Genomic DNA, 22,019 nt, shown 5'->3' on the forward strand with positions numbered 1-22,019 from the left:
CCGCGGCCCCGTGGCGGTCCGCCGTCCCGGGGCCGCGGGCCGCCTTTCACGGCTGTCGCCCGGACATACGCCGGAATCTGTTCCGGAGCCTGTCGAGCAGGAGGGGCTCCGGCTCCGTGGCGAGTCCCTCACGTGCCCGGCGCAGGGCGCCCAGCGCCTCCACCGCGTCCGGCCGCTTGGCGGGCGAGTGATCGCGCATGCGCCGCAGCAGCTCCATCACCTCCGCCGGAACGCCGTCCACGGAGATCTCGGCGTCCGGGCTGGCGGGGGGCAGCCGGCCGGCCAGCAGATGGAAGGCGATCACCCCGGCCGCGTACACGTCCGACGCGGCCGTCATCCGCTCGGGCCTGCCCTGGCACTCGGGGGCCACGTAATGGGTGTCGAGGACGTTGGGGAGCTCGTTGGCCACGGTATGCGCCCGGGGGCCCGGCTTAGCGTAGTCGAAGCCGGTCAGCATCGCCCGGCCGTCCTCGGTCACCAGGACGCAGGCCGGGCTGAGCGCCCGGTGGATGACCTTGTTGGCGTGGACGTGGGCCAGCCCCACCAGCATGTCGTCGATCAGGTCGAGCGTCGCGCCGGTGGACAGCGACCGCCGTGAGGCGGTGAGGTGCAGGTGCAGCGCCTGGCCGTGCACGTCGTCGAGGACCAGCACGAACCGGCTCTCGTCGTCGATCGCGAAGAAGTCGCGTGAACGCACGACGCACGGGTGCGGAGGGATCCGGGTGAGGGACTGGTAGGCGTTGGCGATCAGCCGCCGCTCGGCCGCACGCGGCTCCTCCTCGGCCAGCGGGTCGGCCCGGTACACCCGCAGCAGGACCGTCTCGCTCCCCGGGACCGTCGCGTTGATCGCGCGGTACTCCGTCACCCGGTTGTCCCCGCCGAGTTGCTCCTCCACCTCCCAGTTGCCGAACCGCGGCGGCGCGGTGGAGCGCCGCACGGCGCCGTTCAGCGCCTCGATGATCGCGGTGCGGTACGGCCGCACGTCCGTCGTGTAGCCGCGCCTGACGCGGGAGGCGTCGCGCAACGTGCCGACCAGGCCGGGCAGGTCGGTGACGTGCCGCGAGTCACGGCCGGCCGGGTCCACCAGTTCGGCGTCGGGGCCGGTCAGCGTGACGACGCTGTCGACGTAGACCCGCTCCAGCTCACGGCGCTCCTGGGTGAGCAGCCCCTTGAGCGCGCGCCCGTTGCCGCGCAGCTTGGCGACCGGGGAGCCGAAGGCGTCCCGCCGCGCGGGGAACCAGCGCGTCCCGGCGACCTCGATCCGGCCGCGCGTGCCCTTGACGTCGATGAGGCAGAGCGAGTGGCCGGTCAGGACGATCACGTCGACCTCGAAGCTGTCGTCGCCGCGCGGCACCTCGATGTTGTGCAGCAGCAGCCAGTCACCGGGGGCGTTGTCCCGCAGATGGGCGATGACCCGCCGCTCGGCATCGTTGACCGGGCGTCCGCCACCGACGATCTGTGCCATCTCTCGCGCGCCGCCCTTCTCACCGTGCATCGAAGTAGGGCAAGGGTCTCATGCTCACGTGTATCTCTACTTTTCCGCCACTCTGGCGGGCCCGGAGTATCCATGATCATGACACATCCCCGGCCGTGGAGAGAGGATCGAAACGTCGCAACAGCATGATCGAAAACGAGGCCGCGGCATGGGGGACGGAACGGCCGGACCGCTGAACGGCCGCCGGCGGGGCGGGGCCGTACGCGCGGAGCCCCCAAACGGCCGGGGGCACGTGATGGGTACGCTCGGCTGCCATGGAACCCATGGAGATCGCCGCGGGGAGGCTTCAACTCCGGCCGTGGCATCCGGCCGACGTCGAGGTCGCGACGGAGGCGCTGAACGATCCGGAGATCCGCAGATGGGCGCCCACCCCCATGACCGATCCGGACGGGAAGGCATGGATCGCCGGCCAGATCGCGGGGTGGGCCGACGACTCGTCGTTCGCGTTCGCGATCACGGACGCGACGACCGGTCAGGTGCTGGGACACATCAGGGTCAAGTCCGTCGTCGACGGGGCAGGAGAGGTCGGTTACTGGGTCCTGCCCGCGGCCCGCGGCAAGGGCGTGGCCGCTCACGCGCTGGACGCGGTCGCGCGGTGGGCGTTCGCCCGTCTGGAGCTGTCCCGGCTGAACCTGCTGCACGACGCCGCGAACACCGCCTCCTGCAGGGTCGCGCAGAAGAGCGGGTTCGCGCTGGCCAGGCTTCTCGATGAACCGTCCTGGGACGGGGGAGAGGAGACCGTCGAGGTTCATCTCCACGCGCTCTCGCACAGATGATCTAGCCTGTCCGCCGCCGTCTGCACCGGCGAAACGGACGGAACGCGCGCGGATCCGCTGATGACCGGAATCGCCCGCGCGGGTGCCGTCGCCGTGAGCCGGAGGTTTGCCTTGGTGGGAGAGGGTAGCGCCTTCTCCAGTAGGGACCTGCGGGGGAGGAGGCAACCATGACCGGCAGTCCGAAGGACGCTCTGTCCACGGCCGAACTGATCCGGCAGATGTCGGAGGAGGTCTCACGCCTCGTCAGAGACGAGCTCCGGCTGGCCAAACTGGAGCTCGCCGAAAAGGGCAGACACGCTGGAATCGGTGCGGGTCTGTTCGGCGGAGCGGGCGTCGTGGCCCTGTACGGGGGCGGCGCTCTGGTGGCCGCCGTGATCCTGCTTCTCGCCCTGGCGATGCCGGCGTGGGCCGCCGCGGCGATCGTGGGCGTGGTGCTGCTGGCCGTGGCCGCCGTTCTCGGGGTCCTGGGCAAGCGTCAGGTGACCGAGGCCGTTCCGCCGGCGCCTGAGCGGACCATCGAGAGTCTCAAGCACGACATCGACGTGGTGAAGGAGAGGGCACACCGATGACTGAGACAGACCCGGGCAGTCCCGACTTCGAACCCGGAGAAGCCGGGACCACCGGCTCTCGCAGGAAGGGGGTCGGTGAGCCCGTGACACCCGACGAGAGGGAGTCGCTGAACATCCCGCCGAACGCGCCGGACATGGCGGAGGCTCCGCCGCCCGGCCGTGACGGGACCCCCACCACGGATCTCGGTGGCCCGCCGTCCAGCCGTGACGGGACGCCCCACCTGGCGGACGGCACCGCCGTCGCCAGGGCCGCCGTCGCCGGTGCCGGGGCCGGGGCCGGGAACACGGTCGTCGGCCGGACCGGCACGGGTGGCGTCGGCGGTGCCGGTGCCGACGGGACGGGCGCGGGCGTGACGGGCGAGAAAGCAAGCGTGACAGGCAAGGAATCCGTGCGACGGGACATCGAGAACGACCGTCGCGAACTAGGTGACACTGTGGAGGCTTTGGTGCACAAGACCGATGTGAAGAGCCGTGTTCAGGAGACCGCGACCCACGTGGGCGAGGACATCCGCCGGGTGGGAGCGGCCACCGCCGGCACCGCGACCGAGATGGTGGGCCGGGTCAAGGAGGCGGCCCCCGAGATGGTCGGGCGGATGAAGGAGGCGGCTCCCGAAGTCATGGGCCGGGTCAAGGAGATGACCCCCGTCGAGATCAAGGATGCGGCGGGGAAGGTCTCGGCCGAGGCGGGCAAGCGTCCCGTTCTGGCCTTCGCCACGGTGGCCGCGCTCGCCCTGGTGGTCTTCCGGATGCTGAGGCGGGGCAGGAAGAAGTAGGCGAGCGCCCTCCGGGAAGGCCGTCCGAGGCACTTCGTCCGGGGAGAGCCGGAAAGCGCCGGGAGAACCGGGACAGAGTGAATCAACGCCGGGGCCCTGTCCCTTCAGGGAGGGGAGGAGGTCAATTCCCGAGCTCTTTTCTTGAGTGGTTGTCGCTGTTGTCGTACAACTGACTCTCCGCCTTCCGTGACCCTCGGACCAGGCAGAACGGTGTCAGCAAGTTCCCCTCCGATGGCAGTTTGCTGACACCGGGCGGCCTTCGGAGCCGTCCCGCGAACGGTGGCCCGGCGCCGCTCCCGACGGCCTGCGGCCGGGGGCGGCGCCGTCCCTGCCCGCCGCGCCGGAAGCGCTCGCCGTCGCCCCCTCGCCTGCCGGAGATCCCGGGTGAGGCCCGCCGGGCCGGGGGCCGGATTCAGCGGGCACGACGACCGGCTCTACGGCGACCTGCCCGGCCTCGGGCGGGGGAACGAGCCAAGCTCAGGGTCGCCGGGGTAATCTGACCGCCTCCCGGGCGGGCGGCGGACCCCCTCCTTTCCGCCCGCCCGGGACCTTTCCCCCGGAAAACGTCCGCGGATCTCCAGGGAGAACGGCCGCGGAGCCGTCGCGCCGGGGAAGGGCCGCCGGCCGTTCCGGCCGGGCGTCCGTGAACCGTTCCGGCGGCCCGGACGTTGTGATCGGTGCCGGGATTGCGCAACTCCTGATCCCGGAGCGGAGGCGTCCCCCCGGAGGCGGCGTCCTCCGGCAGGACACACAGGAGGTCTCATGCGCCGTGTTCTTGGTATCGCCGCAGGCCTGGCCCTCATCGCAGCCGCCCTGTCCCCGGTCACCCCCGCCGAAGCCACCTGCCTCGCCGCCGCCAAGAAGTGCGGGCGGGACGCCCTGATCGCCATCGACGTGAAGGCCAAGGGCACGCCCCGCGCCCATCCGGGCGGGCGTGTCACCTACGTTCTGGACTACTCCATGACATGGACGCCGTCCTTCGCCCCCTACTGGGGTTCCTACTGGGTGGGCGGCAAGTTTCCCCGGGGCGTCCGGGGCCCGGCCAGGGCCGTGCTCTTCGACGAGAAGGGCAAGCGGCTGGCCGCCTTCGCCTGTCGCAGGCACTCCGACGGCGTCTGGTGCGACACCGGCGGCGCGATCCCGCACCGGGGGCGGATCGTCCTCAGCGCCCGCCTCGCCCGCGGCGGCGCGGGGGCGGCCGTGGCCAAACTCGGCTTCGACAGCTTCGACGGGCTGAACAAGGAGGAGTTCGCCCGGCACCTCAACCGTGAGAAGTCCCGTGCCGAGTTCTGCAACTATCGTTTCACCAGGACCGTCACCACGAGGGTGGGCTCTTGAGGGAGGGCGTCATGAAGGCGGGGGTGAGCGGTGTCCACCACGTCAAGATCTGGGTGAGCGACCTGGCGCGGAGCCGCTCCTGGTACGAGCGGGTCCTCGGCCTCGAACTGCGCACCAGCTTCGAGGACGACGACGGCGCGGTCAGGGGCATGGCCTTCGACGTCCCCGGGGCCGGCCTCCAGCTCGCCCTCCGGGAGAACCCTGAGCTGGCCAGGGCCCTTTCCGGTGCCGACCCCTTCGCCCTCCAGACCACCGGGGAAGGGCTCGACGCCTGGGCCGCCCACCTCGACGCCCTCGGCGTCCCGCACAGCCCCGTCGTCAGGGCCTCCGCCGGCCACGTCATGGGTTTCCTCGACCCCGACGGCCTCCAGATCCGCCTCTATGCCCCCGACGACGGGGGCCACGCCGTCCGGAGCGGCCAGGCGGGCACCTACCGTCCGGGCCCCGTCCCCGGACCGGACGGCGGCGGCCGGGGCTAGGCGCCCGCGGCCATGTCGAAGAAGCGCAGCTCCAGCTGTACGGCGCGGCGGAAGAAGTCGAGCACGCGGAGCTGCCCCTCCGCGGTGAGCTCGGGGCCGAGGCGGTCGAGCTCACCGCGGAGGAACCCCACCCACGCCCGGAACGCCGGCCCCTCGTGCAGGTCGATCCACTCGCGGTGGACGAAGTTGCCGGGCAGCGGCTCCTCCGCCAGGCTCGCCCAGCCGAGATAGCTCCACTCCGCGACCGACAGCACCGCCAGGACGAGCGGATAGTCCAGGCTGGTCCTGGCCTCGTCCATCAGGGCGCGGAAGTCGGCCGTCACCGGTTCCAGCGGCGGGGAGGCCAGGTCCTCCGGGGTGGCGCCGAGGGCGGCCAGCGCGCGGTGGAAGTAGGTCTTCTCCTCGGTCGTGGCGGTCTCGCCGAGGAAGCGGCCGAACGGCACCCGCGACTCGAAGCTGTCCGCGCTGGCCACGGCCGCGCCGAGCAGCGCGGTGAAGGAGTCGACGAACTGGAAGTCCTGGACCAGGTAGCGGCGCATGTCGTCGTCGGCGACGTCGCCCCGGGTGATCGAGGCGGCGAACGGATGGGTCACGACCGCGGTCCACTCCGGCTCGCTCAGCGAGCGCAACCACTCGCTGAACGCGGGGTTGACGGCGCTCGCGCGCCACTCGTCGTAGGGGACCAGGTCCACCGGGCTTCTCCTCGCGATCTGGGGAACGTCGATCAGCGTGAATGCTAGTCCGCCGATGCCGACGGCGGCCGGCGCGCCGGAGAATCGGACGCCGTCGCCTACGATCACTGGATGTGACCGCCTACCAGGCACTCGCGGCCGACCTGCGTGACCGGATCGTCTCCGGGGAGTTCCAGCCCGGGGACAGGTTGCCCATCGAGCCCGATCTCTGCGTCCGGTACGGCGTGAGCCGCAGCACGGTCCGTGAGGCGCTGCGCCTGCTGGCCAGCCAGAACCTGATCAGGACCGTCCGGGGGACGACCGGCGGCAGCTTCGTCGCCCACCCCGACCCCGACCACATCAGCACCTACCTGGAGACCAGCTTCGACCTGATGCGGGTGGGCATCGGCCAGCTGATGGAGATCCGCGAGCTGCTGGAGGTCCCCGCCGCCGGGCTGGCCGCGCTGCGCCGTACCGGGGCGGACCTGGAGCGCCTGCGCGGCTGCATCGTCGGGGCCGGCGGCAGGGAGCCCGGCGAGGTCTTCGCGCCCAACCGCGATTTCCACATCGTCCTGCTCCGCGCGGCCGGCAACCCGCTGCTGGAGGTCGTCGCCCGGCCGGTCTTCGAGGTGCTGGAGGGCCGCTTCGTCCGCGACCGCGCCCCGCGGGCCGCACTCGACGGCATCGACCGGGAGCACCGCGACATCCTGCGCCACATCGAGGCGGGCGACGCCGAGGGGGCGCGGCGGGCCGCCCTGGAACACCTGGACAACCTCCGCACCGCCTACTACCCCAGCGTGGAGCCTCAGCCGTAGCCCTCGGCCCGGCCGTCCCGCCATGCCCCGTACGGCCGGCGCCACCTGGCCGTCGCGTGGAAACCACCAAGCAAGCCATTGACCATCAAAACGTCAGACTATTAGCGTCAAGGTTCCGTCGTTCAGGGAGAGATCCGTGACCGTGCACGAACCCGGCCTGGGCCGGTACTACGAGGACTTCGTCGTCGGCGACGTCTACCAGCACCCGCTCGGCCGCACGATCAGCGAGGCCGACAACACCTGGTTCACCCTGCTGACGATGAACACCAACCAGAACCACTTCAACGCCCACTTCGCCGGGCGCGCCCCGGTCGGGAAGATCATCGTCAACTCGGGGCTGACCGTGGCGATCGTCCTGGGCATCTCGGTGATCGACGTCAGCCAGACCGCGCTGATGAACCTCGGCTGGGACGAGATCAAGCTGACCCACCCGGTGTTCCTGGGCGACACTCTCTACGCCGAGTCGATCGTGGTGGACAAGCGGGAGTCCGGGTCGCGGCCCTACGCCGGGATCGTCACCTGTCGCACGCGCGGCCTCAACCAGGACGGCGACGAGGTCATGTCCTGGCGCCGCACCGTGATGGTCTACCGCCGCGACGCCCCGCACGACAAGAACTACTTCCCGCGGGCCAAGACCGGGCCGCTGACGACATGAGGGGCGCGTCCGGGCAGTGGGGGGAGTCCCCGCCCGAGCTGGCCGCCGCCCCGCCCGCCGCCGCCCGGACCGCCGATGACGCGGGCCCGCGGCCGGAGACGGACCCGTGACCGGTGAGACTCCCCGCCGCGGCCCCTTGCCCGGTGGCCGCCGGCTTCCCGCGTTCGAAAGGACCCCGCCATGGATTTCGAGCTGAACGACGAACAGCGGCTGTTCCGCCGGACCCTCCGGGAGTTCGTGGACAAGGAGATCGTGCCGGTCGCCTCGGAGTGGGAGCGGACGGGCCGCTACCCCACCGAGATCGTCGAGCGGTTCAGGCAGATGGGGCTGTTCGGGATGACGATCCCCGAGCAGTACGGCGGGCTGGCGCTGGACCGGGTGTCGTTCGCGCTGGTCTTCGAGGAGATCGCGCGAGGATGGATGGGGGTGGCCGGGGTGCTCGGCTCGCACTCGCTGGCCTCCTGGATGATCGCCGAGCACGGCACCGAGGAGCAGCGCGACGCCTACCTCCCGGACCTGGCCACCGGTGCCCGCCGTACCGGGATCGCGCTGACCGAACCGGCCGCCGGCACCGACCTGCAGGGCATCCAGACCCGGGCGGTCCGTGACGGCGACCACTACGTGATCAACGGCACCAAGACGTGGATCACCAACGCCCGGCACGCCGACCCGATGCCCGTCCTGGTCAAGACCTCCGTCACCGAGCCCGCGCACCGCGGCATGTCCCTGATCCTGGTCGAGGCCGGCACCTCGGGCTACACCGTCAGCCGGGACCTGCCCAAGCTCGGTTACAAGGGCACCGAGACCTGCGAGATCGTGCTGGAGGACGTCCGCGTCCCGGCGTCGCGGCTGCTCGGCGGGGTCGAGGGGCGGGGCATGCAGCAGGCGCTGTCGGCCCTGGAGCTCGGCCGGGTCAACATCGCCGCCCGCGCGGTCGGCATCTCCCAGTGCGCCTACGACGCCGCGCTGAACTACTCGCGCGAGCGTCACGCCTTCGGCCATCCCATCGCCGACTTCCAGGCGATCCAGCTCAAGCTCGCCGACATGGCCACCGACATCCAGGCGGCCCGGCTGCTCACCTACTGGGCGGCGACCCGCTCCGAGAGCGGCGCGGTCAACTCCGAGGCCGCGATGGCCAAGTACTTCGCGTCGGAGGTCGCGCTGCGGGTCACCATGGAGGCCATGCGGATCCACGGAGGGTACGGCTACTCCCAGGAGTTCGTCATCGAACGCCTCTACCGCGACGCGCCCCTGATGGCCATCGGCGAGGGCACCAACGACGTCCAGCGGATGGTCATCGCCAGATCCCTCATCTCCGGTACCGCCAAGGTGGGCTGGTGAACGGTGACGCTAGGGTCGGGTGGTGATCCGATCTGCGCTGTATGTCCCGGGTGACCAGCCCGGCAAGCTCGCCAAGGCACTCGACCGGGGCTCCGACTCACTGATCGTCGACCTGGAGGACGCGGTCCTGCCCGCGCACAAGGCCGAGGCCCGCGCCGCCGTGGCCGGCTGGCTGCGCGGGCTGGGGCCCGGCGGCCCGGAGATCTACGTCCGGGTGAATCCGGGTGAGGCCGGCCACGAGGACCTCCGGGCGGTGGCCCTGCCGGGCGTGCGCGGGGTCTGCGTGGCGAAGACCGAGTCGGCCGCCGAGCTTGACGCCGTGGACGCCGTGCTCACCGCCGCCGAGGCCGCCGAGGGCCTGCCCGGCGGCTCGATCGCGGTCTGCCCGCTGCTGGAGAGTGCCGGTGCGGTCCTGTCGGCGCCGGAGATCGCCCGGGCACCCCGCGTCCTCCGGCTGCAGATCGGCGAGGCCGACCTGCGTGCCGAACTCGGCGTCGAGACCGGTCCCGACGAGCGCGAGCTGCTCTGGGCCCGATCCCAGGTCGTCCTGGCCTCGGCGGCCGCCCGGCTCGTCCCGCCCCTCGCCCCGGTCAGCACCGACTTCCGCGACCTCGACGCCCTGCGCGCCTCCACCGTCGCCCTGAGACGCCTGGGGTTCCGTGGCCGCGCCTGTATCCACCCCGCCCAGCTCGCCGTGGTCAACGAGGTCTTCACCCCCACCGGGGAGGAGCTCGCCCAGGCCCGCGACCTGATCGCCCGGTTCGAGGCCGCCGGAACCGGAGTCGTCACCGACGCCCGGGGCCGGATGGTCGACGAGGCGGTCGTACGCGCCGCCCGCCGCCTCCTATCCTGAGGGGATGCCAGCCGGAGAATGTTCGTTCTGCGCCATCGGGGCGGGGGAGCAGCCGGGCCATGTGGTGCTCTCCGACGAGGTGGCCGTGGCCTTCCTGGACACGCGCCCGGTCTTCAAGGGCCACGTCCTGGTGGCGCCCAGGGCCCACGTCGAGACGCTCCCCGACCTGCCGTCGCCGGCGGTCGGCCCGTTCTTCGAGCGGGTCCGCTCCGTCACCGCCGCCGTCGAACAGGGCCTGGAGGCGGGCGGCACGTTCGTCGCGATGAACAACCGGATCAGCCAGAGCGTCCCGCACCTCCACGTCCACGTCGTCCCCCGCAACCGCAAGGACGGCCTGCGCGGCTTCTTCTGGCCCCGCACCACCTACGCCGACCCCGCCGAGGCCGAGTCCTACGCCCTCCGCATCCGCAAGGCCCTCGAACCGAACCCCTGAGCCGCTGGGTTCATGGGATGGCGGTGAGGAGTCCCGCAGGGTCATGATGGTTGCCTGGAGGTGGTGCAGACGTGGGGGAGACGCCTGCGGTGATGCCGGGGACCGGGCCGCTCGCGCCGGACTTCAACGGGATCGACCCGGCGCTCATGAAGGGCTTCATCGCCGATCTGGAGCGGGCGGGGAAAGCGATCGCCGAGTATGGCGAGGCGATCCGCCGGGAACTGGCTGCTGTAGACCTTTCCGCCCCGGGCATCGCTTCCATCAGGGAGATCGGCGGATGGGCCGAAGAACAGCTTCCCCGGCTCCGGCAGCGGATGGAGACCATCGAAGTCATGCCCGCCGTATTGCTGGGGAGCAAGCTGGAACCATACTCGGAGGGGGCGCTGCCCGCTCCGGCGGAGGCTCAGAGGCAGGGCGCCGAACTGGGCAAGCGAGCCGCCGCCGTCGATCCGGAGGCGTTCTCTCTCACGGGTCCGTATCCCACCGAAAGACTGGCTGCCCTCGTCAACGAGCTGAAAGCTCACCAGAGCGATCCGAACTTCACCGCCGCGTTCTTCGCGGCGCTCGGTCCCGCCGGGACCCGAAAATTCGGCGAAAAACTTCGTCGCCTTGAAAAGGCCGACGACGCACTCGGCGTCGCCGGTACGGCTTTGGGCGCCGCGGTCAGGGGCGGGCCCAAGGTTCCCGGGTTCGCTCAGGTCATGGGAGCGGTGAAGAAGGCCGGAGCCAAGGACATCGAGGGGTTCGCCGAGCTGCTGAACTCCGGCGACTATCCGGACGTGTGGCTGGCCGAGATCGTCGCGCCTATGCTGGCGGCGGACAGCCACGTCAGCGGCGAGACCCTCGGTAAACTGCTGAATGCTCTGGGCAACAACCCCGTCGCCGCCAGGCTCGCGATCAGCTCGGTCACCGACATCAGCCCGGTTCCCGCCTCCGCCAAGACCCCCTTCGGAATGCTGCCCAGCAGCCCTCAGGTGTGGAAAGCCCGGCCGGATCTGGCCGCGTTTCTCAAAACGCTCAATGAACGGGTGCACTGGCAACCCGAGGCGGCGAAGGGGTTCGGACGGATGCTGGCAGCCGCGTCCGGTGCCTACGACGAGGCGCAAGGCAAGCACAGCCAGGAAGCCGCGTTCTTCGCGTATACGGTGATGACCAGCGTCGACGATCTGAAACTGGGCGACGCCACCCGGCCGCACCTGTCAGAGATCGCGGGCTCGTACGCCGCCGAGATCACTCTGGGCGCCAACATCGGCGACGCCGACATGACCAAGGACAGCGCGCTCCGGCTCACCCCCGGTCTTTTTGAGCCGACCACGGTTCCCGGTCTGCGCGGCGCGTTCCGGCTCAGTCCCGAGGACACCTTCCGCTTCCTCACCACCTTCGCCGGGACCGCTGAAGCCCGCGCCCCGTTCGAGGCAGGTATGGGCGAACTCACCCAGCGACTCCTCCCCGAGGCGTCCCGCCTGGCCAAGCGCACCGAGGACGTCACAGCCCTGGACAACCTGTTCACCGCTCTCGGAAACGTGCGTGGTTTCGAACTGGCTGCCGCCGTACGGGTGCTTAAACCCTCGGACGAGGAAGCTGAAAGCGCGAAAGACGCGGAGGATCTTCTGGTTGGTGCTCTCATGGGTGTCGCCGGACTTATCCCGCCTTTTTCTATATACGCAAAAACTTGGACCGGAATTTGCGCAGGGAAAGCCGCATATGACACCTATGGTCCTCAATCTGAGGAGAAGGTGGAAAAACTTCGAGAACTGGACGGCGCGGAAACCTTGGGTCGCCAGTACGCGGTGGCCCAACTCCTCATGAAGCAGGGCTTCGCTCCTGGAACGCCGCCGTCCGGTATGGCTATCGCCGACTCAAACGGAAATTTGCGCCCGTTCAGTGAGATCGCCAAGCAGGGCGATGTGGGCATGAAGGCACTGGAACAGTGGTTTATTGATAATGGTATGGGCGGTAAGGACAAGTTGAGCATCGGAGAGTTGAGCATCGCGCTTGCCGGTCGTTTCGATGGACGTAAGGACCCTAGCTTCCAGCGTGCGGGTCTCTATGAGAAGGGACTCACAACCGATTAAGGCACTGGGTTTCGCCGCGCACTGAGTATTGACCATCGATTGAAGACTGCAGTACCAAGGATGTCTTGGATGGTTTACTGGCCATTTCCATGGGATCGCCGACGTCGTCAGGTTTGCCGATGCTGACGAGATCGTACTCCGCTACACGCTTCAATGCGCTGAGCATCATCTCGTTGAGGCCACTCGCCGTTCGTTCGGGCGCGAGGTCTTGGCCGATGGCGGCGAAGGTGCGTTTAAATTTGTCGTCGCCACAGGGGATGTCCTTGCCGCCCGGGTCGGTGATCTGGATGTTCTGGGCGTTTACCTCTTTCAATAACTCAAGGATATGCGTCTTGAGGGTCGCGCCCGCTTCGGTGGCGGTGGGTTCCCTCTCGCCACAGGCCGCCAGGGCCAGAGTCGTTGCCATGAGTGTGATGCCGAACCGTACAGGGAAACTGCGGGCGGAACGGGGCATCGAATCTCCTTCGAAGCACTGGCCGACTGAGCGCACGATCTCATATTCTCCAGGAAAATGCGCAAGCCGTACCGGAAAAACGCCGAGGCGGAAGGCGGGGCGGATGGGGCTCGGGTCTGAGAGCACGGTCAATCCCCGACGGGAGGAATTGCTGCGTGCCCTGACACGGGTGCAGCTGCATGCGGTGCGGTTGGAGACGGCGCTGGATCCGGCGCATGCCTCGTTCACCGGGAAGGCGGTCTGGGTGGGGCCGACGGCGCGGGCGTTCGCCGAAGAGCTGACCGGGCGGCGGAACCGGCTCCGGACACTCGTGCAACGGATCGTCGAGGATCTGGAGGCAGAGCTTCGCGCCACCCCCGAGAAGGTGGATCGGGCATCAACCGCGCGTTGACCGGCAGGGCTCATACGGTGCTCATGGAACCAGACTTCGGGGAGGCGTGTCGGCGTCCCTCCAGCCGCCATGCCGCCACACCCGTTCATAGGACGGGTCACGACCCCCGCCGAAGCGAGACGCGTCTTCACCCCGTCACGGTGACGTACATCCCCTGCCGCACCCAGCGTTTCAAGCTCCCGCCTGAGCCGCTCGATGGTCACTCCGGCCGTCGTCGTGGTGGCCGGGCGATGGGGATATCGCCCGGTGTCGCCAGGCTCGTCGCTGCTCACGAGGAGTGACGATACGAACGCGAAAAGGCAGCGAGATCAGTGTGGTTGATACTTTGGCGCGAGGAGGGGACGGGCGTGCTGTCGAGGGTTACCTTGAGGGCATGGCCTACTCAGACCCGGCGGGCGAAAGCACGGGAACACGTGTGCGTCGCGCACGTAAGCGCGTGGGCATCACCCAGCGAGAGCTGGCCCAGCGTGTCGGCCGAGCGCAGTCATGGGTGTCCGGGGTGGAGAACGACAGCATCCCGCTTGACTCCATCGCACTGGTCAACGGCCTTGCCCGTGTCCTACGCATACATCCCAACGAGCTCACCGCACGCCCCTACCGGGGCGACACTCCGGCGGAAGACCGAGGGCATTCTGCGATCCCCGAGATCCGCCGCCACCTGGAGCGCTACGACCTGGACCCCGAATGGGTCGACGAGGTGAGGTCGCTGCCCGAGCTTCGCGCCGGGACCGAACGCGCAAGCCGGCTGCGCCTGGAGGCACGCTACGCGGAACTCGCCGAAGAACTCCCTGCTCTGCTCTCCGAGCTCCAGGCGGCGACCCGCCTCTACCCTGAGCCTGATCGGAGCGCGGCGTTCAGCCTGCTTTCGCTGACCTGTCAGGCGGCACACTCGGTGGCCTGCAACCTCGGCTACGCCGATCTTTCCCTGATCGCCGCAGATCGAGCTCGTTGGGCGGCGGAGTGCTCGGGAGACCCCTATCACGAAGCGGTGTTCGCCTGTCTCCGAGTACGGAACATGTGGTCCAGCACCTCGTGGAACGACGCGCTCACCGTCCTTGACTCGGCGTGCGCGCATATCGAAGACCAGTACACCGCCGGTCAGCCGAAGGCGCTGGCCGTTTGGGGTGGGCTCCAGTTGCGGGCCGCGATCACTGCCGCACGAAAAAACGACGCCGTAGAGGCATGGTCACGCCACCGGCTCGCGGCCGAGGCCGTCACGAGGCTCGGACCTCGCCAGCGCACCAACTACTACGATCTATCGACCAACCAGCCCAACATCGATATCCACGGCGTCGCCGTCGCTGTCGAACTCGGCGACGGGCCGCAGGCCGTACGCCGAGGAGAAGCCGTCCGGCTTCCGAAGGGTCTGCAAGCCGGTCGCGCCGGACATCACCACCTTGATCACGCCCGGGGTCTGCTGTGGTGCAGCAAGCGGGAGGCCGCGCTGGCTGAGCTGGAGCGTGCCGAAAAGATCGCCCCTCTGCTCATCCGTAATCATCCGATGGCCCAACAGGCTGTACGGACGCTTCTCGATCTCGAACGCTACAGCTACCGGGAACGCATCCGCCGTCTGGGCGTTCGCATGCACATTCTCTGATCCTCTGGAGGCGGGCGGCACGTTCGTCGCGATGAACGTCAGAGGGGGCCGACCCGGGGGAGGGCCGGGGCGGCCGTCATGTGGCCCGTGGCAGGACGGCGGCGCGGATGCCCTGGCGCAGGAGGGCGGGGATGCAGAGGACCGTGCCCAGGGCGCCGATCCACACGGCGGTCTGCAGCCCGCCGAGCGCGGTCGCCCCGGCCGCCAGCAGGCTGCCGAGGGCGACGGCGCCCCAGAGCAGGAAACGCTGGACCGCGCCCACCCGGCCGAGCAGGGCGGCGGGGGTGGCGGTCTGGCGGAGGGTCAGCGAGGTCGGGCTGAACGCGCCCTCGCCGACGCAGTGCACGATGCTGCCGGCGATGAGCCCGGCCGTTCCCGCGGTGCCGCCGAGGGAGCCGAGGGCCGGCATCGAGACGATCCCGGCGACCGACAGCGAGGCGGCGCCGAGCAGGGTGCGCGGCGTGCCGTACCGGCGGATCAGCCGGCTGGACAGCAGGTTGCCGATCGGGTAGCCGGCCGCGGCGGCCCCGATCACGACGCCGATCCACTGCGGGGACAGGCCGAGCACGTTGCGGCAGTACAGCACCAGGCTGGTCTCGACCATGCTGAGGAACAGCACATAGGTGGTGCCGCACAACAGGACCGGCTGCAGTATCGGGTGGCCGAGTGCGAACCGGAGCCCGGTGGCGATGTCGCGCCGCAGCCAGCCGCGCTCCCGCGGGGCGCTCTCGCGCGGCGGCTCCCGGTGCCGGATCAGCGCCAGCGAGACGACCGAGGCGGTGAAGCTGATCACGTTGGCCGCGAGCGCGCCGACCAGGCCCAGAGCGTGGATCAGCGGTCCGGCGGCCATCGGGCCCAGCGCTTTGGACGCCGACTCCGACAGGGCCAGGCGGGTGTTGCCGCGGTGCAGCTCGTGCGGGTCGCCGTAGAGGCTGGGCAGGTAGGAGGTGTAGGCGACCTGGAAGAACACCACCGCGCAGCCGCTCAGCAGCACCAGGCAGAACAGCAGCGGGAAGGTCAGCGCCCCGGTGGCGGCCAGCGCCCAGACCGCGCCGAAGGCGGCCACCTGCACGCCGTCGCAGACCAGCATGGTCATGCGGCGTGAGAGCCGGTCCACGATCGCCCCGGCGGGTAGGCCGAGCGGCAGGAAGGGCAGGAACAGCGCGAAGGGCAGCAGCGCCGCCTGTGCGGGTGAGACCTCCAGCATGGTGACCGCGAGCAGCGGCAGTGCCAGTGTCATGAACTGGTCGCCGAAGAGGGACAGTGACTGTCCCGCCCAGAGCAGGCCGAAATCACGGCGCACGGAGGGCGCGCCGGCGACGGGGGGACCGGTGGTGGTGGGGGCGGACACGGGACAGCCTTCCGGGGAGCGGAGCGGGATGCCTACGGAGCATGCCGACCGGCGCCGGGCGGTGACTGGCGGGAAACGGACGCGGATATCCGTTTCCGGAACGAGGTCCGATCACGGCCGCCGGCCGGGAGGAGGCGTGCGCGAACCTGGGCAGATAGGGTCCGGGGCGTGGAACCCGTCGTCGCTGTGCTGTTGATCGCCGCTCTGGTCGGTGTCCCGGCCCTGGTGCTGTGGCGGGTGCTGCGCGGCAGACGGGAGCTGGGCAGCAGCCCGGCCGAGCGGGCCACGTTCGAGACCCTGCACACCGCCTCGCTCGCCGCGCCGCCGCTGCGGGCCGGGCTGACCGAGGCGGGCGCCCAGAAGGCCTCCCGGCATCTGCGCGAGCTGCTCGGCTCCCCGGCGCTGGCGATCACCGACGGCGAGCGGCTGCTGGTCTACGACGGTGAGGGCGACCACCACGCCCGGGAGGCGTTCGCGCACGCCGCCAAGACCCTCGCCGGCGGCCGGACCCAGGTGCTCGGCCCGGAGGTCGTCTCGTGCGAGCTCCCCGAGTGCCCGATCAGGTTCGCGGTGGTGGTGCCGCTCACCACGGACGGCCGGGTGGTCGGCTCGCTGGCGGCCTACGGCGGGCACGCCTCGGCGGGCCTGGTCCGGGCCACCCACGAGGTGGCGAACTGGGTGGACTCCCAGCTGGAGCTGGCCGAGCTCGACCGGTCCCGGACGCGGCTGATGGAGGCCGAGGTCCGGGCCCTGCGCGCGCAGATCTCCCCGCATTTCATCTACAACTCGCTGACGACCATAGCGAGCTTCGTCCGTTCCGACCCCGACCGCTCCCGCGAGCTGCTGCTGGATTTCGCCGACTTCACCCGCTACTCCTTCCGGCGGCACGGCGAGTTCACCACGCTGGCCGAGGAACTGCACTCCATCGACCGCTACCTCACCCTGGAACGCGCGCGTTTCGGCGACCAGCTCCAGGTCACGCTGCGGATCGCCCCGGAGGTGCTCGCCGTCGCCGTGCCGTTCCTGTGCCTGCAGCCGCTGGTGGAGAACGCCGTCCGGCACGGTCTGGAGAGCAAACCCGGCGTCGGCCGCATCTCGATCATCGCCGAGGACGCGGGCGCTGAGTGCCGGATCAGCGTGGAGGACGACGGCGTCGGCATGGAGCCGGACCGCCTGCGCCGCATCCTGGCCGGTGACGCCGACGAGCGCTCCGGGGCCGGGGGCGTGGGCCTGGCCAATGTGGACGAGCGGCTGCGCCAGGTCTACGGCGACGAGTACGGCCTGGTGGCCGAGACGGGAAAGGGCGCCGGCACCAAGGTCAGCGTCCGGCTGCCGAAGTACCATCCGGGCGTCTCCGCCCGCTGACACCCTCTGAGCCGGTCGACGGTCGTGGAGACGCCCATGTCACGGCGTCGTCTGCAAAGATCTTCTGTCCGGCGCCGCCCCCGAGACGGCCGAGCCGCGGATCAACGCGATTCCGAGGACGTACCCCCCAACCCGGAGGAACCATGGACACCACCCCCCAAGGCGTCGCCGATACGGTGCCGGAGGACACCGGACCGGCCTCCGCCGGCCTGCCGCCTTCCACGCCGCCACAGGCAGGGGGCCAGGCCGCTCCCGCCGAGCTCCCGGTCCCGGCGTCCGGAGGGCTCGGGCGGCGGTTCTGGCTGCTGTTCGCCTCCAGCACCGTGTCGAACCTGGGCGACGGCATCGGCCGGATCGCGCTGCCGCTGCTGGCGGTGACCTTGACCAGGGATCCCGTGCTCGTCGCGGCGCTGTCATCGCTCGCCTTCCTGCCCTGGGTGCTGTTCGCGATCGTCAGCGGCGCGCTGGTGGACCGGCTGGACCGCCGCAAGGCGATGATCGTCGCCCAGTTCGCCAGGACCGCGGTGGTCGGCCTGCTCACGGCGGCGGTGCTGACCGGCCATGCCGCCATGTGGATGCTCTACGTGGCGGCGTTCGCGCTGGGCACCATCGAGACGCTCTACGACAACGCGGTCCACTCCCTGCTGCCCTCCGTGGTACGGCGCGACCAGCTGGAGAAGGCCAACGGCCGGGTCGAGGCCGCCGCCGTCGTCACCGACAGCTTTCTCGGCGCCCCGGTGGGCAGCGCGCTGTTCGTGGTCGCGGCCGCGATGCCGTTCATGGCGAACTCGGTGGGCTTCCTGCTCGCCGGGGCGCTCCTGTTCCTGCTGCCGGGCCGTTATCGCACCGAACCGGCCGGCGACCGGCCCGCGAACCTGCGCCGGGAGATCGGCGAGGGGGTGCGCTGGCTCTGGAACCACAAGCCGCTGCGGGGCATCACGCTGATCGGCGCGTTCTCCGCGGGGATGAACCAGGCCGCGATGGCCGTGCTGGTGCTGTTCGTGGTGGACGTGCTGCGGCTGCCCGCCGCCGCCTTCGGCTGGTTCGCGCTCGCCTCCGGGGTCGGAGGGGTGGTGGGCGGCCTGGTCGCGCCCATGCTGGTGCGCCGGTGGCCGCGCGCCGCCGTGATGGCCGTCGCGATGACCGTCGGCGGGATCGGGTTCACGCTCGTGGGGATCTTCCCGTCCGTGCCGATGCTCGCGGTCGCCGCCATGGCCATCGGCTGCTCGCTTCTCGTCTGGAACGTGCTGATCATGTCGGTCCGCCAGGCGCTGGTGCCGCCTCAGCTGTTCGGCCGTGTCCTGGGTGCGATCCGTACCCTGCTGTGGGGGCTGATCCCGCTGGGCGCCCTGGCGGGCGGTCTGCTGGCCGGGGCGTTCGGGCTGCGGGCCGTCTTCATGATCAGTGGTTGCGTGATGCTGGCGCTCATGGTGCCGCTCTGCCGGGTGCTGTGGCGGCATCGGGACCTGATCAACACTCTCCGCGAGCCGGGAACTGTTGACACCTGATGTCTGATTCATCACCCTCTAGGGATTCACCCGTGAGCGTTCGGGGTCCACAGGTGACCGACCCGGAGGAGTGACCGTGACCGGCCTGCGTGTCCTGGCGGTGGACGACGAGCTCCCCGCGCTGGAGGACCTGGCCTACCTGCTGCGCGACGACCCCCGGATCGGGGAGGTCTCCCTCGCCAGGGACGGGGCCGCCGCGCTGCGTGTCCTGGACCGGGCGATCGCCGACGGGCGGCCGATCGACGCGGTCTTCCTCGACATCCGGATGCGCGGCCTGGACGGGGTGGTGCTCGGCAGGCTGCTGTCGCAGTTCGCCAACCCGCCCCGGGTGGTGTTCGTGACCGCCTACGAGGAGCACGCGGTGGACGCGTTCGAGATCAAGGCCGAGGACTACCTGCTCAAACCGGTCCGGCCGGAGCGGCTCGCCGAGGCCATCCGGCGGGTGTGCGTCTCGGCCGAGCTGCCCGACAGCGACGGCGGGGGCCGTACCGATCCCGGCACCATCCCGGTGGAGCTCGGCGGTGTCACCCGGTTCGTGGCCAGCACCGAGGTCCGCTACGTCGAGGCGCAGGGCGACTACGCGCGCCTGCACACCGCGGGCGGCAGCCATCTGGTCCGGATCTCGCTGGCCACGCTGGAGGAGCGCTGGTCCTCGGCCGGGTTCGTCCGGGTGCACCGCAGCCATCTGGTGGCGGTCAAGCACATCGACGAGCTGCACATCGATTCGGGCCGCTGCGTGGTCCGCATCGGCGAGATCGAGATCCCGGTCAGCCGCCGCCACACCCGCGAGCTGCGCGACCTGCTGGTCCGCCGGGCACGCAAGGGGCGACCGGAATGAGCGAGGAGAACCGCGGACCCGCGCCGGACCGGGAACCCGGGCGTGGACGGGAGAGCGGATCCGATCGCGGCGAGGAGAGCGGGCCGCGCCCGGACGCGGAGCCGCGGCGCCGGATGGCCGATCGGCTCACCCGGGCGGTGGAGCGGCCGCGTAAGGAGACCGACCGGCCGCGTCGCGAGGTCGTGACCAGCCCCCGCACCATGGCCGCCCGGCACCCCCGTTACCCGGTGACCCGTGAGATCGACGAGCAGACCCGGCTGGGCGAGGTCTACATGGGGTCGCTGATCCGCACCCAGTTCCGCCTGGCGCTGTTCGTCTGCACGGTGCTGGGCTGCGTGGTCGGCGGCCTGCCGGTGCTGTTCCTGCTCGTGCCGGAGCTGCGGGAGGTCCGGCTGCTCGGGATCCCCCTGCCGTGGGCGGTGCTGGCCGGTCTGATCTACCCGGCGTTCGTGATCGGCGCCTGGCTCTATGTGCGGCAGGCCGAGCGGAACGAGCGTCACTTCGCGGAACTGGTGGACCGGGCCCGATGAACACCGCGTACGGCGTGACCGCGGTCGTGCTGGTGGTCCTGGCGGCGGTGCTGATCGGGGCGTTCGGCATCCGGCTGTCGCGCACCACCTCGGATTTCTACGTGGCCTCCCGTACGGTCTCCCCGCTGTGGAACGCCTCCGCCATCGGCGGGGAGTATCTGTCGGCGGCGAGTTTCCTGGGCATCGCCGGGCTGATCCTCGCCTACGGCGCCGACATGCTCTGGCTGCCGGTCGGCTGGACCGGCGGCTACCTGGTGCTGCTCGTCCTGGTCTCCGCGCCGCTGCGCCGCTCGGGCGCCTACACGCTGCCCGACTTCGCCGAGGCGCGGCTGGAGTCGATGGCCGTGCGGCGGCTGGCCGGCGTGCTGGTCGTGCTGATCGGCTGGCTGTATCTGATGCCGCAGTTCCAGAGCGCCGGTCTGGTGCTGGCGGCCATCACCGGAGCCCCGGAGTGGGCCGGGGGGCTGCTGGTGGCGGCCGTGGTCGCGGTGAACGTGATGTCGGGCGGCATGCGGTCGATCACGTTCGTGCAGGCCTTCCAGTACTGGCTCAAGCTCACCGCGCTGGCCGTGCCGCTGGTGTTCCTGCTGCTGGCCTGGCGGGCGGGCGGTGCGCCCGGTCTGAGCGCGGGGGACGCGGCCACCTGGGCGCTGCCGCTGTCCAGCGGCAAGGAGTACGGCCTCTACTCGACCTACTCGCTGATCCTGGCGACGTTCCTGGGCACCATGGGGCTGCCGCACGTGCTGGTCCGCTTCTACACCAACCCCGAGGGGCGGGCCGCGCGCCGTACGACGCTGGTGGTCCTGTCGCTGCTCGGCGCCTTCTACCTGCTGCCCGCCATCTACGGCGCGCTGGGCCGGATCTACGCCCCGGAGCTGAGCGGCAGCGACATGGTGGTGCTGACGCTGCCCGGACGGCTGGTCGGGGGAGTGGCGGGGGACCTGCTGACCGCCCTGGTGACGGCCGGGGCGTTCGCGGCGTTCCTGTCCACCTCGTCCGGGCTGACGGTCTCGGTCGCGGGTGTCATCGGGCAGGACATCCTCCGGGGCGGGGTCCGCTCGTTCCGGGTGGCGGCTCTGCTGGCCGTGACCGCGCCGCTGGCCCTGGCCACCTCGGCCCGGTCGCTGCCGGTCGCCGACGTGGTGGGGCTGGCGTTCGCGGTGGCCGCGTCCTCCTTCTGCCCGCTGCTGGTGCTGGGCATCTGGTGGCGGCGGCTGACCTCCACGGGCGCGATGGCGGGGCTGGTCGTCGGGGGCGGGCTGGCCTGCGGCGCGGTTCTGACGACCATCGCCGGGGGACCGTACACCGGCCTGGCCGGAGCCCTGCTCGCCCAGCCCGCCGCCTGGACGGTGCCGGTCGCCTTCGCCGTCATGGTCGTGGTGTCGCTGCTCACCCCGGGCCGCATCCCGGCCGGTGTGGCCCGCACCATGGTCCGGCTGCACACCCCTGAGACGCTCGATCTCGATAGGGGGGACTGGCGGCCCCGATCCCCTTGACTTGATCCATTACTTATGTCGAAATGTCCAGTAATTAAATGACATTTCAGTTACTGGTGTGAAGGGGTGTGCGATGGGCAACAGCAACTCCAACGGTCAGTCGCTTCTCAAACCGGACGGCTTCCAGTTGGAGGACGGCTTCTCGTTCACCCTCGCCGAGACGATGCTCCTCGACCAGTTCTTCACCGCGCGGCCCGTGCCGGGCGCGCTCTGACA

The 22,019-nt window shown here is 70.5% G+C and carries 23 protein-coding genes; 19 read left to right on the top strand and 4 right to left on the bottom strand.

What is annotated here, in order from left to right:
- Positions 1 to 46 precede the first annotated feature (46 nt).
- Entirely contained in the window at positions 47 to 1,495 is a 1,449-nt protein-coding gene (mads6, locus tag BM085_RS09335) for a methylation-associated defense system protein kinase MAD6 (RefSeq protein ID WP_245789221.1), read from the bottom strand.
- A 254-nt stretch (positions 1,496 to 1,749) separates the two neighbouring features.
- On the opposite strand from mads6, the gene BM085_RS09340 reads away from it, so the two are divergent.
- From BM085_RS09340 to BM085_RS09360, 5 genes are all read left to right on the top strand, one after another.
- Entirely contained in the window at positions 1,750 to 2,271 is a 522-nt protein-coding gene (locus tag BM085_RS09340) for a GNAT family N-acetyltransferase (RefSeq protein WP_093886616.1), read from the top strand.
- Positions 2,272 to 2,438: 167 nt separating this feature from the next.
- Positions 2,439 to 2,840: a phage holin family protein gene (locus BM085_RS09345; RefSeq protein ID WP_093886617.1), complete on the top strand. Its 402-nt coding sequence runs from the start codon at positions 2,439 to 2,441 to the stop codon at positions 2,838 to 2,840.
- Positions 2,837 to 3,613, top strand: coding sequence for a DUF3618 domain-containing protein (locus tag BM085_RS09350; RefSeq protein WP_143120865.1), 777 nt, complete (start codon positions 2,837 to 2,839; stop codon positions 3,611 to 3,613). The genes BM085_RS09345 and BM085_RS09350 overlap by 4 nt, the downstream gene beginning before the upstream one ends.
- Positions 3,614 to 4,375: 762 nt before the next feature.
- A complete protein-coding gene (locus tag BM085_RS09355) occupies positions 4,376 to 4,951 on the top strand; it encodes a hypothetical protein (protein ID WP_093886618.1) in 576 nt (191 codons plus the stop codon).
- An 11-nt stretch (positions 4,952 to 4,962) separates the two neighbouring features.
- The gene (locus tag BM085_RS09360; RefSeq protein WP_093886619.1) at positions 4,963 to 5,430 is read left to right on the top strand and encodes a VOC family protein; all 468 of its coding nucleotides are present in this window, start codon (positions 4,963 to 4,965) and stop codon (positions 5,428 to 5,430) included.
- Here the strand turns inward: BM085_RS09360 and BM085_RS09365 are convergent.
- A complete protein-coding gene (locus tag BM085_RS09365; RefSeq protein WP_245789222.1) occupies positions 5,427 to 6,230 on the bottom strand; it encodes a TenA family protein in 804 nt (267 codons plus the stop codon). The genes BM085_RS09360 and BM085_RS09365 overlap by 4 nt on opposite strands.
- 5 nt (positions 6,231 to 6,235) lie before the next feature.
- Between BM085_RS09365 and BM085_RS09370 the strand changes: the two genes are divergently transcribed.
- The 6 genes from BM085_RS09370 (at position 6,236) to BM085_RS09395 (ending at position 12,273) form a co-directional block, all read left to right on the top strand.
- Positions 6,236 to 6,916 carry a FadR/GntR family transcriptional regulator gene (locus BM085_RS09370; protein WP_218158665.1) on the top strand — a complete coding sequence of 227 codons (681 nt, stop codon included), beginning with the start codon at positions 6,236 to 6,238 and terminating at the stop codon, positions 6,914 to 6,916.
- 136 nt (positions 6,917 to 7,052) lie between these two features.
- A complete protein-coding gene (locus BM085_RS09375) occupies positions 7,053 to 7,571 on the top strand; it encodes a MaoC family dehydratase (RefSeq protein ID WP_093886622.1) in 519 nt (172 codons plus the stop codon).
- Between the two features lie 180 nt (positions 7,572 to 7,751).
- Positions 7,752 to 8,912: an acyl-CoA dehydrogenase family protein gene (locus BM085_RS09380; RefSeq protein WP_093886623.1), complete on the top strand. Its 1,161-nt coding sequence runs from the start codon at positions 7,752 to 7,754 to the stop codon at positions 8,910 to 8,912.
- A 22-nt stretch (positions 8,913 to 8,934) separates the two neighbouring features.
- On the top strand, positions 8,935 to 9,765 hold the full coding sequence (locus tag BM085_RS09385) for an HpcH/HpaI aldolase/citrate lyase family protein (protein WP_245789223.1): 831 nt from the start codon (positions 8,935 to 8,937) through the stop codon (positions 9,763 to 9,765).
- Positions 9,766 to 9,769: 4 nt separating this feature from the next.
- Positions 9,770 to 10,198 (top strand): HIT family protein, encoded by a 429-nt coding sequence (locus tag BM085_RS09390; RefSeq protein ID WP_093886625.1) that lies wholly within the window; start codon positions 9,770 to 9,772, stop codon positions 10,196 to 10,198.
- A gap of 71 nt (positions 10,199 to 10,269) precedes the next feature.
- Positions 10,270 to 12,273, top strand: a complete 2,004-nt coding sequence (locus tag BM085_RS09395; protein ID WP_093886626.1) for a hypothetical protein — start codon at positions 10,270 to 10,272, stop codon at positions 12,271 to 12,273.
- Here the strand turns inward: BM085_RS09395 and BM085_RS09400 are convergent.
- Positions 12,260 to 12,727, bottom strand: a complete 468-nt coding sequence (locus BM085_RS09400) for a hypothetical protein (protein ID WP_093886627.1) — start codon at positions 12,725 to 12,727, stop codon at positions 12,260 to 12,262. The genes BM085_RS09395 and BM085_RS09400 overlap by 14 nt on opposite strands.
- Before the next feature lie 103 nt (positions 12,728 to 12,830).
- Here BM085_RS09400 and BM085_RS09405 point away from each other — a divergent pair, with 103 nt between their 5' ends.
- A complete protein-coding gene (locus BM085_RS09405; protein ID WP_143120866.1) occupies positions 12,831 to 13,118 on the top strand; it encodes a hypothetical protein in 288 nt (95 codons plus the stop codon).
- A 373-nt stretch (positions 13,119 to 13,491) separates the two neighbouring features.
- Positions 13,492 to 14,715 carry a helix-turn-helix transcriptional regulator gene (locus BM085_RS09410; RefSeq protein WP_093886629.1) on the top strand — a complete coding sequence of 408 codons (1,224 nt, stop codon included), beginning with the start codon at positions 13,492 to 13,494 and terminating at the stop codon, positions 14,713 to 14,715.
- 76 nt (positions 14,716 to 14,791) lie between these two features.
- Here the strand turns inward: BM085_RS09410 and BM085_RS09415 are convergent, their stop codons facing one another.
- A complete protein-coding gene (locus BM085_RS09415; RefSeq protein WP_177245026.1) occupies positions 14,792 to 16,066 on the bottom strand; it encodes an MFS transporter in 1,275 nt (424 codons plus the stop codon).
- A gap of 168 nt (positions 16,067 to 16,234) precedes the next feature.
- Between BM085_RS09415 and BM085_RS09420 the strand changes: the two genes are divergently transcribed.
- From BM085_RS09420 to BM085_RS44295, 6 genes are all read left to right on the top strand, one after another.
- On the top strand, positions 16,235 to 17,431 hold the full coding sequence (locus BM085_RS09420; protein WP_093886630.1) for a sensor histidine kinase: 1,197 nt from the start codon (positions 16,235 to 16,237) through the stop codon (positions 17,429 to 17,431).
- A gap of 143 nt (positions 17,432 to 17,574) precedes the next feature.
- Positions 17,575 to 18,939, top strand: coding sequence for an MFS transporter (locus BM085_RS09425; RefSeq protein WP_093886631.1), 1,365 nt, complete (start codon positions 17,575 to 17,577; stop codon positions 18,937 to 18,939).
- 76 nt (positions 18,940 to 19,015) lie between these two features.
- Positions 19,016 to 19,777 carry a LytR/AlgR family response regulator transcription factor gene (locus BM085_RS09430; RefSeq protein WP_093886853.1) on the top strand — a complete coding sequence of 254 codons (762 nt, stop codon included), beginning with the start codon at positions 19,016 to 19,018 and terminating at the stop codon, positions 19,775 to 19,777.
- 113 nt (positions 19,778 to 19,890) lie between these two features.
- Complete coding sequence (locus BM085_RS09435; protein ID WP_051864704.1) at positions 19,891 to 20,307, top strand: hypothetical protein; 417 nt, start codon at positions 19,891 to 19,893, stop codon at positions 20,305 to 20,307.
- Entirely contained in the window at positions 20,304 to 21,803 is a 1,500-nt protein-coding gene (locus BM085_RS09440; protein WP_093886632.1) for a sodium/solute symporter, read from the top strand. Before BM085_RS09435 ends, BM085_RS09440 begins: the two co-directional genes overlap by 4 nt.
- Before the next feature lie 73 nt (positions 21,804 to 21,876).
- Positions 21,877 to 22,017, top strand: a complete 141-nt coding sequence (locus BM085_RS44295) for a hypothetical protein (RefSeq protein WP_156056204.1) — start codon at positions 21,877 to 21,879, stop codon at positions 22,015 to 22,017.
- Positions 22,018 to 22,019: the final 2 nt, after the last annotated feature.

Source organism: Streptosporangium canum (assembly GCF_900113865.1).
Classification (GTDB): Bacteria; Actinomycetota; Actinomycetes; order Streptosporangiales; family Streptosporangiaceae; genus Streptosporangium; species Streptosporangium canum.